The following is a 12,168-nucleotide window of genomic DNA, read 5'->3' as shown; positions in this document are numbered from 1 at the left end:
TTATGGCTGCTTTTTTATAATTTGAAAAGAACGGATCGTATCACAAGAGATTTTTATACTTTTGCAGGGAGTGTGAAATAGATAAATATAAAGACCTATGGAGTTACTAAAAAGAAGGATTCTGCAGGATGGTAGATGTTTTGAAGGAGGTATCTTAAAAGTGGATAGTTTTATAAATCATCAAATGGATCCCATCTTGATGAAATCTATCGGGGTTGAGTTTGTTCGTCGGTTTACCAACCTGAATTTCAACAAGGTAATGACGATTGAAGCCAGCGGAATAGCTCCGGCAATCATGGTTGGGTATCTATTAGAGCTACCGGTCGTATTCGCTAAGAAAAAGCAGCCCAAAACGATGGAAAATACGATTTCGACAACGGTTCGTTCCTTTACGAAAGACAGGGAGTATAACGTGTGTATCAGTAGAGATTTTTTAGGTAAAGGAGACCGGATTCTTTTTATCGACGATTTTTTAGCCAATGGCAATGCCGCTAACGGTATCATTGATTTGATAGAGCAAGCTGGAGCAGAGTTAGTCGGGATGGGATTTATCATAGAGAAGGCATTTCAGCACGGGGGAGATTTGTTAAGAAATAGGAATATCCTTGTTGAATCCTTGGCGATCATCGATAGTTTGGATAACTGCCGGATTGAAATACGGGAATAAATACGGTAATTAGAGGAGGTATGGACATGGAAAACAAGCAGGAGCGTTCAGCCTTGATCTATGGAATTGAGGATCGGCCGCCTTTTAAAGAGGCTTTTTTTGCCGCATTACAGCATTTATTGGCTATTTTTGTCGCCATAGTGACACCACCCCTTATAATAGCCGGGGCGTTGAATCTGGATGTGGAAACTACTGCATTTTTAGTCTCCATGGCTCTTTTTGCATCAGGAATATCCACATTTATTCAATGCAAACGAATAGGTTGTATAGGAACGGGGTTGCTATGTATACAAGGAACGAGTTTTTCTTTTATCGGTCCGATTATCTCTACCGGATTAACGGGAGGATTGCCTTTGATTTTCGGGGTTTGTATGGCTGGTTCTTTTGTCGAGATGTTGATTAGTCGGCTATTGAAATATGCCAGAAAGATAATTACTCCCCTTGTCTCCGGAATAGTTGTTACATTGATCGGCATGAGTTTGATTAAAGTGGGGATTACGGCTTGTGGTGGAGGGGCTTTGGCTAAAGCCGACGGAACATTTGGTAGTTTCGAGCATTTGGAACTGGCGGCCTTTGTTCTGGTATTGATTATTTTCTTTAACCGGAGCGGGAATAAATACCTTCGGATGAGTTCTATCGTTATCGGATTGGGTGCCGGGTATGTTATAGCTTATTTTATGGGGATGATTGATTTTTCTTCTGTTCGGAATTACGGTGGTGTCCATATTCCCCTTCCCTTCAAGTACGGATTATCTTTCGAGTGGTCTTCCTTTATTGCTGTAGGACTAATTTATACTATTACCGCTATCGAGGCATACGGAGACATCACGGCTAATTCCATGATATCCGGAGAACCCGTGGAGGGAGACAAGTTTATAAGACGGGTTTCCGGAGGTATTATGGCCGATGGATTTAATTCTTTCATGGCAAGCGTATTCAATTCTTTTCCTAATTCAATATTTGCTCAAAACAACGGAATGATACAATTGACGGGAGTTGCCAGTCGCTATGTAGGGTATTATATTGCTGCCTTTTTAATACTTCTGGGACTTTTTCCGGCCGTAGGGTTGGTATTTTCCTTGATGCCGGAACCGGTTTTAGGAGGAGCTACCTTATTGATGTTCGGAACGGTGGCCGCGGCCGGCATACGAATTATAGCTTCTCAGAATATCGATCGTAAAGCGACCTTGGTAATGGCTCTCAGTTTTTCTTTAGGATTGAGTGTGGAGTTGCTTCCTGAAATTTTAATGTATTTTCCGGACACGATAAAGAACATTTTTTCTTCCGGAATTACGGCCGGAGGGGTGACAGCTATTGTATCAAACGCGTTGATTCGAATTAAAGAATGATAAAATGAAGACAGAAGATATTTATTCGTTGGCCATAGAGTACAGGCGTTATTTCCACCGGCATCCGGAATTTGCCATGCAGGAATTCAATACGCAAAAATATATAACAGGGATACTGGAGGATCATCATATTGATTATCAGGAGATCGGTACGGGTATTATTGCTTATGTGGGCAGAGGGAAGCGTTGTGTTGCCCTACGGGCCGATATGGATGCGTTGAAGATAGAAGAAGAGACCGGATTGGAATATTGTTCTGAAAAGGAGGGAATGATGCATGCTTGCGGACATGATATGCATATGGCCATGGTTTTGGGGGCTCTCCTTTTTTTGAAAAGGAGAGAGAAGGAGTTGAACGGGACGGTTAAAATACTTTTTCAGCCGAGCGAAGAGAAACGGCCGGGAGGAGCTCGTTTGCTTTTACCGGAAGTCGTAAAGGACCCTGTGCCGCAAGCGATTTTTGCTCAACATATTTTTCCGGGATTGAAAACCGGTCGTATCGGTATACGTGCCGGAGCTTTTTTTGCTTCTTCGGATAATATTATTTTTTCAGTGGAAGGCAAGGGAACACATGCCGCCATGCCGCAAATGGGATCGGATCCGATACTGGCCGTTGCTCATCTGATACAGTTTTATCAAACTTTAATTACTAAATTCAGGAATCCCTTTATTCCGGCGGTTCTTTCAATTACCTCTGTTCACGGTGGAACCTGTAATAATGTCATTCCGGACCGGGTCGATGTTTTGGGAACCGTTCGCACGCACGATAACGTTTTACGCTATCGAATCTTCGAGTTGATAGAAGAAAAGTCCCGTGCTATCTGCGGACTTTACGGGTGTTCTTTTAGAATGGATAATACTTGGAATGGACTTCCCGTACTCGTGAATGACGAACGGCTTACCCGTTTGGTCCGGAAAAATGCTTCCGATCTTGTCGGTTCAGAGAATGTAATCGAGATGGATCCCCTGACATTGGGAGAGGATTTCGCTATCTATTTGGAAAAAATACCGGGCGTGTTATGGGTATTGGGTGTTTGCCCGGAAGATTCCGAATCTATGCCGCCCTTGCATAGCCCCCGGTTAGCCCCCGATGAAAAAGCAATATCCATAGGAATAGACTTGCTGGTCAAGAATTGTTTGACCTTTCTGAATAACCGATAAACTTTGAGAGTTACAACTTTATGGAGAATTTTTTTAATCGGTCGTCAAGCATAGACGAAGGAATGATTTTTTTCACCGTGTCCGCAACGGCATTTATCATTCTTTCTTTAACGTAATCTTTCCGTATGATAATTGAGATTTCCCTCACGGCAGGAGGAGATGCGATGGATCTGATATTTTTTTTCTGTTCTTCCGTCAAAAACGGCAGGTGTAATTCCGGAATCAAGGTGTACCCGCCGTTTTTATCTACGATCCGGATTAATGTGTCTATACTTCCTGCTTCGTAAATGTGGTTATAACTGGCCGTTTGAGAACATAGATTAAAAATTTGATTCCGGATGCAATGGCCTTCTTGTAGCACCCAAAGATTTTCTCCCGGCAAATTTTCCGCTGTTAGAACCTGATCTTTTTGTTGATTTTCCGGGGCGAAATAAGCCACGAACTGTTCATAATAGAGCGGTATCTCATAAAAATCAGGTCTATTCAATGGAGTAGAAGCAATAACGATATCTATCAATCCGTCGTGAAGATGGTGAACGAGATTATCGGTTCTCATCTCCGAGATAGAGAGGTCTACTGTCGGGTATTCGAGTTTAAAAAAAGTAATAAATTCAGGAACAAGATAAGGGGCAACTGTTGGAATAATGCCTATCTGCAAATTTCCGGAAAGAGATTCGGTCTCGGCAATGACCATCTCTTTGATTTTTCGGATTTCGAATAGAGAAGCTTCGGCCTGCCTGATGATCCGTAGCCCCATATTAGTTGGTTCTATGGGATGCTTGGTCCTGTCGAATATTTTAATCTCCAACTCCTCTTCCAACTTCTGAATCATCATACTCAGGGTCGGTTGGGTTACTCCGCATTTTTCCGAAGCTGTCACAAAATGACGGTATTTATTGACCGCCACAATGTATTCCATCTGTTGTATTGTCATTGTATATAGATTTTATAGATACAAATATAAATAATATCTGTTTGATTTATAAAAATATTCAGAATATTTTTGTATCGAACTAATAAGAACAGATAGATAAACAGTATAAATTAAAAATGAAGATTATGTCACTAATTGGAAAAGAGATTGTAGATTTTAAGGTTCAAGCCTATGTAAATAAAGAGTTTAAAACAATCGGTAAAGCGGATGTCCTGGGCAAGTGGTCCGTGTTTTTCTTTTATCCGGCCGATTTTACATTCGTGTGTCCTACGGAATTAGAGGATTTGGCGAATAAATATGAAGATTTTAAACAGGCAGGTTGTGAAATTTATTCCGTATCCTGTGATACTCATTTTGTTCATAAAGCATGGCATGACACCTCAAAAACCATTCAGAAAATACAATATCCCATGTTGGCTGATCCGACAGGAACGCTTGCCCGCGGTTTTGATGTTATGATCGAGAGCGACGGAGTGGCAGAGAGGGGTACTTTTATCGTCAATCCGGAGGGGAAAATCGTTTCTTACGAGGTATTGGCCGGTAATGTGGGACGTAATGCGGAAGAATTGTTCCGTCGTCTTCAGGCTCTTCAATTTGTTGCGGCACATGGGGATGAAGTTTGTCCTGCCAAGTGGAAAAAAGGAGAAGAAACGTTGAAACCGAGTATTGACTTGGTCGGAAAGATTTAAGATAAATTGACAGGAAAACGGGGTCGGGAAACTTTATCTCGACCCTATTTCTTCGTCAGGAAACCACTGAAAACAAATAAAACAAGATGTTAGATTCTGAATTAAAAGAACAATTATATACAATATTTAGCCCGTTGGAGGCAGAATACCTTTTCGATATTTCTGTTTCGCCGGAACATGGAAGTCGTGCGGAATTATTGGAACTATTGGAAGACGTATCTTCCTGTTCCGAGAAAATTTCCTGTCGAGTAGGAGAGGGAGAAGGTTTATCCTTTGTTTTACTGAAAAACGGCAAAATGACCGGTATAAAATTCAGGGCGGTTCCTAACGGACACGAGTTTTCTTCTTTATTGCTGGCGATATTGAATTTGGACGGAAAAGGGAAAAATTTTCCGGATAAAGGAATATGTGACCGTGTAAAAGTTTTAAAAGGTCCCATACATTTGACGACTTATGTCTCTTTAACCTGTACCAATTGCCCCGATATCGTACAGGCATTGAATGCAATGACCACGTTAAACGGTGCGATTCGACATGAAATGGTGGATGGAGCTATTTATCCCCAAGAGATAGATGCATTGAGGATTCAGGGAGTTCCTGCCGTTTTTGCGGACGGGCAGTTATTGCATGTCGGAAGGGGTGATTTCGGGACTTTATTGGATAAATTGGAAGTTCGGTACGGAAAAATCGAAAACGTTCGGGAGATACCTGCTAAAGAATACGACGTTGTAGTTGTTGGAGGAGGACCGGCCGGATGTTCTGCCGCCATTTATTCGGCTCGTAAAGGATTGAGTGTCGCGGTCATCGCTGAAAGGATAGGGGGGCAGGTGAAAGAAACTGTAGGGATAGAGAATTTAATATCCATTCCCGAAACCACGGGAGATCGGTTAGCCGATAATTTGAGGACTCATATGAATCGTTATCCTATCGATTTGTTCGAGCATAGAAAAATAGAGAAAATAGAGATACAAGAAAGTAAAAGACAATTAACGGTATCCGGTGGGGAAAAATTCATGGCGGATGCAGTTATTATTGCCACGGGAGCAAGTTGGCGTAAATTGAATGTACCGGGAGAAGACGAGTACATCGGACGCGGCGTAGCGTTTTGCCCGCATTGTGACGGTCCTTTTTATAAAGGAAAACGAGTGGCGGTTGTCGGGGGAGGAAATTCGGGGATCGAAGCTGCAATAGACCTGGCTGGAATCTGCTCGAACGTGATTGTATTTGAATTTCTGGATGAATTGAAAGCCGATAAGGTATTACAAGAGAAGGCTAAAAGTATGCCTAATATCGATATTTTCACCGATTCTCAAACCACGGAGGTGATTGGAAATGGAGAGAAGGTGACTGGGGTTCGCGTAAAAGATCATCGAACGGGGGAAGAACGTATTGTTGAATTGGATGGTATCTTTGTGCAGATCGGTTTAGCTCCCAATACGCTCCCGTTTAGGGAATATTTGGATACGAACCGCGGAGGCGAGATTGTCATAGATAGTTATTGCCGGACGAATGTTCCAGGAGTTTATGCCGCGGGAGATGTATCTTCCGTGCCTTTCAAGCAAATTATCATTGCGATGGGTGAGGGAGCAAAAGCTGCTCTTACGGCCTTTGAAGATCGTATACGGGGAGTCGTCTGATCAAAACAGAGAGAAAGACTCTTACAAAAGATTCCTCGGAACCAAAGATTTCCGAGGAATTTTATGACTTGCAGAAAGTCTAAAAAAGTCGCTTAACTGTTATCTGGTATGGATTTTTTTTATTTTATTTGCCGCGTAATTTTTTATGCTAAAATATGATGATAAGATTCTTTGTGAAATGTGCGGTTGTACTCATGTGTACAACATTCGTGATGCCTGTAATGGCGCAGTTAAAACTTAAAAAAGCAGTGAGCGGGGCATCGAAAGCGGTGCAGGCGGTTACGCTGACTGACGAACAAATGGCCGCGTATGTAAAGGAGTATATCGATTGGATGGATAAGCACAATCAGGTATGTGCCGATGATGATCCTTATACTATTCGACTGAAGAAACTGACGGAAGGATTGAAGGAGGTGGAGGGTATTCCTTTGAATTTTAAAGTGTACTATGTGATTGACGTTAACGCTTTTGCTTGTGCGGATGGTAGCGTACGCGTCTTTTCTTCGTTAATGGATATTATGAGTGACGAGGAGTTGTTGGGTGTGATTGGACACGAGGTGGGACATGTGGCCCATAAGGACTCGAAGAAAGCTTTTCGTACGGCATTGTTGACTTCCGCTTTAAAGGACGGAGTGTCGTCTCAAGGCGGAAAAGTTGCCGCATTGACCGATTCGCAGTTAGGTGATCTCGGTGAAGCTTTGGTGCAAGCCAATTACTCGCAAAAACAGGAACGCGATGCGGATGATTACGGTTATGAATTTTTGAAGAAGGCCGGGAAAAATCCATGGGCGATGGCTCTTTCGTTTCATAGATTGAAACAGATGCAGGAAGAGGCTGGAGCGAAAAAAAACAGTAAACTGAACCAGTTATTTTCTACTCATCCCGATTTGGATTCACGCATAAAGCGTATGGAAGAACGCACAACGACTGAAGGTATTCAGAAGCCTGTCGATACGACTGAAAATAAATAAATGAATGAATCGATAAAAAATGAGAAGCGCAGCAAAGCGCTTCTCATTTTTTTTATACTGACATTTAGAGCCTTTTCCCCTTTTAAAGACCGACTCTTATTGGTAGATTTTTCCGGTAAGTTCTCCGCGGATAACCATCAGGCCATTCATGGCCAAAGCACGCATTTCGTCTTCTCCGGGGTATACCTTTAACGGGGCGATGAATTCGACCATCTCTTTTACATAAGCAACCAGGAAGGGGTTATGTGCGATTCCTCCGGTCAACAGAATGCCATCCACGTCACCTTTCAAAACGGCAGCCATCTCTCCAATAGCTTTACCCACCTGATATGACATTGCGTCCTGAACCAGTTTCCATTGCGGGTCTTCTTTCGCTTTCAGCTCTACTTCATAAGCATCGTTAGTTCCTAAATAAGCTACTAATCCGCCTTCACCTTTGATCATCTTTTTTATCTCGGCTTGAGTCTTTTCTCCGCTGAAGCACATTTTTATCAATTGTCCGGTAGGCAAGGTACCGGAACGTTCCGGAGAAAACGGTCCGTCTCCGTCCAAAGCGTTGTTTACGTCAATTACTCGTCCCCTTCTATGTGCTCCGACGGAAACGCCTCCTCCCAAATGGGCAATAATCAGATTGATATCTTCGTATTTTTTCCCAATCTCTTTGGCATAAGTTCTTGCAATTGCTTTTTGATTCAATGCATGGAAAATGGAGACTCTTCGGAATGCGGGATGTCCGGTGAGACGGGCAACTTCTTCCATTTCATCCACAACGACCGGATCTGCGATATAGGCTTTGGCTCCGTTATTTAAAGAGCGGGCGATATCGTGAGCAATCAATCCGCCCAGGTTGGATGCATGTTCTCCGAGAGGAGGGTTGTTTAAATCGGTTATAAGGGCATCGTTTACTTCATACACTCCCGATTCTATAGGCTTAACCAATCCTCCCCGGCCAACGATTGCATGGATCTCGTTGATATCGAACCCGGCATTTTTCAATTCGGTTAAAATGATCTCTTTTCTGAATTGGAATTGAGAAGCAACGGTCTCAAAACGGGCGATTTCTTCGGATGAATGCTTGATATTTTTCACGAATAGCTCATTCTCATCCTCGTAAATAGCAATTTTCGTGGAAGTTGACCCCGGATTAATCGCAAGAATTTTATAAGACATAAATTATAAGTTTTTGTTATTAGATAATTATTTATGATTGTCTGTTTTGAAGCTGCAAAATTTATAAATTGTAAGCAAATGTCAAAGGAAAAGTGATAATTTATTTTGCAGAGGTTACATGGGATAGATGGAAGCGTAAAATACATCCGAGATTTCCTGGGCAATGATTTTTAGATATTCTTTTGCATTTATGATAGAGTCCTCCACGGAAGAAGCATGAGATAGCAATGTGAAGACCTGGTCGAAAGAGGAGAGAAGTCGATGGTCTGTCATTCCGGCAATAGCATATACCGTTTTATGATTTTCACGACATAGGTCGGAAATGGATCCGGGAATTTTTCCGTGCAGAGATTGTACGTCTATTTTACCTTCTCCTGTTATTACTGCTTGGACAGAAGAGAGATAATCCCTTAGTCGAGCAAGTTCTATACAAAAAGTGGAACCGGATACTAATTTAGCATTCAACAAAGAACAAAAAGACAAAGCAATCCCTCCGGCAGCACCTCCGTGTTTCAGGGTATGTAACGACTTCCGGGTTTTGGATTCTAACAAGCAGGTCAGATTATGAAGCTTTTGATTCAATAAAATGACCTGTTCCGAAGACGCCCCTTTTTGGGGACCGAACATGAAAGCAGCTCCCTGTTCTCCTGTTATCGGATTATCCACATCACATAAGACGGTACACTCTATATCCTTAAATCTATTTTGTATATAATCGGTATGAATGTCCTTCATATCAATAATATCGTTCCTGTATGTATCTGATTTTTTTTCTATGGACAAACCTATTTCCCGTAAAGCTCCCATTCCTCCGTCCACACTGGCACTTCCTCCTATACAAAGAATTAATTTTTTAAAACCGCACTCTATTGCGTTACGGATCATTATTCCGAACCCCGCCGTATTCGTATTTAAAATATCGTATTCTTCTCTTTTCAAGTGTTTTATCCCGCAACTTTCGGCTAACTCGATGATAGCAGTATCTCCGTCAACGTAGTAAATAGCTTTCCGGGCCCGTCCCAATGCGTCACAAGTCACGGTTTCTATGGGCCGAGCTTTGTAATAATAAGCTAATACGGCGGCAGTTCCATCTCCTCCGTCCCCCATAGGTAGAGATATCGTTTCAATTCCGTTTCCCTTTAGAGATGTTGAAAGGATATGACACGCTTCAAAAGCTGAGAGACTTCCCTTGAAGGCGTTGGGTGCTAAGAGAATTTTTGGAGGAAAGGGGTTCATGAGCGGGTTCGTTTGCTAATAATTCTTGAGAGTTTTCTATCGTTTTACAATATTCCGGATCAAAAAGATCCCGTTCGGGCCAGGATTTTACCCGGTTTAGAGCCTGATGCATCATCCGTTCTATTTTGTTCGGGAATTTACTTCCGGTCCAACTGCTTGTATTCGTAATGAAAACCCAACTGAAACCGTCTTTTTGATGTTTCATCATAGCACTCGTTCCGGCCAAGGTCCCTGACCTCCACCAATCACCTCTGGAATTCGTGTTCATCCAGCCGATCGGCAGGGCATTGTAAATATTGGCCGTCATCGTCTTGACGCTTTCGGGAGTTAATACATCGGGATAATTGTCATTTCCGTCTATCGCGGACAGGAATCGTAGTAACTCGGTCGGAGAAGCTACCCATCCTCCGGCGCCGTAAAGTTCTTCGATATTATTTCCCCCGTTGGATCGAAGTACCAACGTATCCCTTCCATCGCATGCCCGTACTAATTCGGCGTTGGTGGGTTCGTAGTATTTTACTTCGTTCGGGTAGCGCCTTTCGCATAAATTGTTACCCAGGTGCATATCGAAACAGCCGGCAGGGATCAGAATGCTGTCCTGAATGTATTTTTCATAAGATTGTCCGCTTATCTTTTCAATTACTTTGGAAAGAATCCCGTATCCTACATTCGAGTAGCAAGTACTGGTCCCCGGACGGAATCCTAAACGCTTTGATAATACAAACCTGATTATCGTATTCAAATCGGCAGGAGGGGGAACGCCCATTTTTTTAGCAATTTCTACCGGATGAAACATGGGATCTCCGTACCTTAAAGAGAATCCTCCTTTGTGTCGCAGCAACTGTTCTACCGTTATCTCCTTCACCCGCTTGTCCCTGATCGCTTGGTATACGGTATCGTTCAATATTCCGTTTTCTCCGAAAACTTTATCTTCTAAGGATAATTTATCACTTTCTACCAGCTTCATAATGCCGGTTGCCGTAATTAATTTAGAAATAGAAGCGATTCTAAAGATATGACTCACATCAACCTTGGTCTGAGATTCCTCGTCGGCATACCCGTATCCCTTGCTGTAAATCAATTTTCCATCCTTCATGATAGCCAAAGAGGCTCCTTTTATTTCCCATTGATTCATAAATCGTTCGATAGTTGCATCTAAACGTTTTGTTTCGGATAAATCGGAATAATAATTATGAATGATATCGTGAATAGGTATAAGGGTATCTTCCATAGGCCGCTCTTCTGTCGTTTCCATCATATCGGCCTGATTACAGTTGATATTCCAAGGCCTGAACAAAAGAACACCTGATAAAATGATCAAACTTATAATATATTTCATAGGCTCTGTTTCGTAATAAAAAAACGCATTGTATTTCTTTAGATAACAGAAGTATACAATACGTTCGCAATATTAAGAAAAAGATATTCTTATTCAAAGTAAAGCATGTGAAATCAGGTTAAAAATTTAAAGTTAATAATGAAAAATAGCGTTCCATGACTTTTCTCAATAAGGGGTGTGCGGGATTGAAAAACAGGTGATCGATTTTACGTATCGGTAACACGAGAGGAGAAGTTCCTGTAATAAAAGCGGTGTCGTAGTTTTCCAAGTCCGCACAGGACACGCGTTTTTCCACGACAGGGAAATTTTCTTGCCGGCAAATCTCAAGTACCCGTTTTCTGCTTGTACCCGGTAAAACATAAGGTACAGGTGTTGTATAAAAAATGTTGTCGCGTATAAAAAATACGTTGGAACGAGATCCTTCCGTGATACATTCGTCCTGATCTATCAGTAAGATCTCGTAAACTCCATGCGAACGAATGAGTTCGTTGGTCGTTTCGCGCAAGTGAGGATTAATGTATTTTATTTCGGCGTTATCCCTCATGGCATGATAAGTAATCGTATCAACTCCCGAGCGATAATCTTCTTCTGTAGGATAGGAGTGCCGGATCTGATATATGTATTCGTCAATTGCGTCGGAAGTGATGTGTAGGACATATTTAAGATTACCCTCTTTGATCCCTTCCAAACGAATTAAGTGGTCCAGTTTGTCTTTTATATGGAGCGCATGGATATCGATATTTACGTTTGATTTACGTATGGAATTCTCCAGTCTTAAGAGATTGTCTTCGAGAAAAATGACACTTCCTCTAAAAACCCTGCATACTTCGTAAAGACTTAGTCCCGTGTTTAAAATATCCTCGGAAAACGACCGTTTCTCTATAGGAACGTTATTGTATAGCATCATATTCGTATTCATTTAACCTGACGCAAAGTTACAGGATAAAACGAATAAGTGATCGTTAAAGTTCTTAAACTTTATATTCTCTTGCATCCATTTTCAACTTTCAATTATTT

General features: G+C 41.9%; 11 protein-coding genes. 6 read left to right on the top strand and 5 right to left on the bottom strand.

What is annotated here, in order from left to right:
* Nucleotides 1-97 precede the first annotated feature (97 nt).
* The 3 genes from xpt to BN3283_RS06995 are packed head-to-tail and all read left to right on the top strand — an operon-like array spanning nucleotide 98 to nucleotide 3,175.
* A complete protein-coding gene (gene xpt, locus BN3283_RS07005) occupies nucleotides 98-667 on the top strand; it encodes a xanthine phosphoribosyltransferase (RefSeq protein ID WP_059026176.1) in 570 nt (189 codons plus the stop codon).
* A 20-nt stretch (nucleotides 668-687) separates the two neighbouring features.
* Nucleotides 688-2,016 carry a nucleobase:cation symporter-2 family protein gene (locus BN3283_RS07000; protein ID WP_059026175.1) on the top strand — a complete coding sequence of 443 codons (1,329 nt, stop codon included), beginning with the start codon at nucleotides 688-690 and terminating at the stop codon, nucleotides 2,014-2,016.
* Between the two features lie 4 nt (nucleotides 2,017-2,020).
* Complete coding sequence (locus BN3283_RS06995) at nucleotides 2,021-3,175, top strand: M20 metallopeptidase family protein (RefSeq protein WP_059026174.1); 1,155 nt, start codon at nucleotides 2,021-2,023, stop codon at nucleotides 3,173-3,175.
* A 10-nt stretch (nucleotides 3,176-3,185) separates the two neighbouring features.
* On the opposite strand, the gene BN3283_RS06990 is transcribed toward BN3283_RS06995, so the two are convergent.
* Nucleotides 3,186-4,109, bottom strand: a complete 924-nt coding sequence (locus BN3283_RS06990; protein WP_041503618.1) for a hydrogen peroxide-inducible genes activator — start codon at nucleotides 4,107-4,109, stop codon at nucleotides 3,186-3,188.
* 125 nt (nucleotides 4,110-4,234) lie between these two features.
* On the opposite strand from BN3283_RS06990, the gene ahpC reads away from it, so the two are divergent.
* The 3 genes from ahpC (at nucleotide 4,235) to BN3283_RS06975 (ending at nucleotide 7,406) form a co-directional block, all read left to right on the top strand.
* Nucleotides 4,235-4,798 (top strand): alkyl hydroperoxide reductase subunit C, encoded by a 564-nt coding sequence (gene ahpC / locus BN3283_RS06985; protein WP_059026173.1) that lies wholly within the window; start codon nucleotides 4,235-4,237, stop codon nucleotides 4,796-4,798.
* An 86-nt stretch (nucleotides 4,799-4,884) separates the two neighbouring features.
* Nucleotides 4,885-6,435, top strand: coding sequence for an alkyl hydroperoxide reductase subunit F (ahpF, locus tag BN3283_RS06980; protein ID WP_059026172.1), 1,551 nt, complete (start codon nucleotides 4,885-4,887; stop codon nucleotides 6,433-6,435).
* Between the two features lie 158 nt (nucleotides 6,436-6,593).
* A complete protein-coding gene (locus tag BN3283_RS06975) occupies nucleotides 6,594-7,406 on the top strand; it encodes a M48 family metallopeptidase (protein WP_059027200.1) in 813 nt (270 codons plus the stop codon).
* A 96-nt stretch (nucleotides 7,407-7,502) separates the two neighbouring features.
* Here BN3283_RS06975 and buk read toward each other — a convergent pair whose 3' ends face one another.
* From buk to BN3283_RS06955, 4 genes are all read right to left on the bottom strand, one after another.
* Entirely contained in the window at nucleotides 7,503-8,576 is a 1,074-nt protein-coding gene (gene buk / locus BN3283_RS06970; RefSeq protein WP_041503622.1) for a butyrate kinase, read from the bottom strand.
* 114 nt (nucleotides 8,577-8,690) lie between these two features.
* A complete protein-coding gene (locus BN3283_RS06965) occupies nucleotides 8,691-9,812 on the bottom strand; it encodes a glycerate kinase (protein ID WP_082667079.1) in 1,122 nt (373 codons plus the stop codon).
* On the bottom strand, nucleotides 9,745-11,151 hold the full coding sequence (locus tag BN3283_RS06960; RefSeq protein ID WP_070807462.1) for a serine hydrolase domain-containing protein: 1,407 nt from the start codon (nucleotides 11,149-11,151) through the stop codon (nucleotides 9,745-9,747). The genes BN3283_RS06965 and BN3283_RS06960 overlap by 68 nt, the downstream gene beginning before the upstream one ends.
* Nucleotides 11,152-11,269: 118 nt before the next feature.
* Nucleotides 11,270-12,058: an aminotransferase class IV gene (locus BN3283_RS06955; RefSeq protein ID WP_059027199.1), complete on the bottom strand. Its 789-nt coding sequence runs from the start codon at nucleotides 12,056-12,058 to the stop codon at nucleotides 11,270-11,272.
* Nucleotides 12,059-12,168: the final 110 nt, after the last annotated feature.

Source organism: Gabonibacter massiliensis, from assembly GCA_001487125.1.
GTDB classification, from domain to species: domain Bacteria; phylum Bacteroidota; class Bacteroidia; order Bacteroidales; family Marinifilaceae; genus Gabonibacter; species Gabonibacter massiliensis.
The sequence above is the reverse complement of the archived record's forward strand: the minus strand, read 5'-3'. Positions and strand labels throughout refer to the sequence as shown.

Excerpts from the sequence above, each read along its gene's own strand:
- BN3283_RS06975 (WP_059027200.1), top strand. The coding sequence starts at position 6,594 with ATGATAAGATTCTTTGTGAAATGTGCGGTTGTACTCATGTGTACAACA.
- BN3283_RS06960 (WP_070807462.1), bottom strand. The coding sequence starts at position 11,151 with ATGAAATATATTATAAGTTTGATCATTTTATCAGGTGTTCTTTTGTTC.
- BN3283_RS07000 (WP_059026175.1), top strand. The coding sequence starts at position 688 with ATGGACATGGAAAACAAGCAGGAGCGTTCAGCCTTGATCTATGGAATT.
- BN3283_RS06965 (WP_082667079.1), bottom strand. The coding sequence starts at position 9,812 with ATGAACCCCTTTCCTCCAAAAATTCTCTTAGCACCCAACGCCTTCAAG.
- xpt (WP_059026176.1), top strand. The coding sequence starts at position 98 with ATGGAGTTACTAAAAAGAAGGATTCTGCAGGATGGTAGATGTTTTGAA.
- BN3283_RS06955 (WP_059027199.1), bottom strand. The coding sequence starts at position 12,058 with ATGATGCTATACAATAACGTTCCTATAGAGAAACGGTCGTTTTCCGAG.
- BN3283_RS06990 (WP_041503618.1), bottom strand. The coding sequence starts at position 4,109 with ATGACAATACAACAGATGGAATACATTGTGGCGGTCAATAAATACCGT.
- buk (WP_041503622.1), bottom strand. The coding sequence starts at position 8,576 with ATGTCTTATAAAATTCTTGCGATTAATCCGGGGTCAACTTCCACGAAA.
- BN3283_RS06995 (WP_059026174.1), top strand. The coding sequence starts at position 2,021 with ATGAAGACAGAAGATATTTATTCGTTGGCCATAGAGTACAGGCGTTAT.
- ahpF (WP_059026172.1), top strand. The coding sequence starts at position 4,885 with ATGTTAGATTCTGAATTAAAAGAACAATTATATACAATATTTAGCCCG.
- ahpC (WP_059026173.1), top strand. The coding sequence starts at position 4,235 with ATGTCACTAATTGGAAAAGAGATTGTAGATTTTAAGGTTCAAGCCTAT.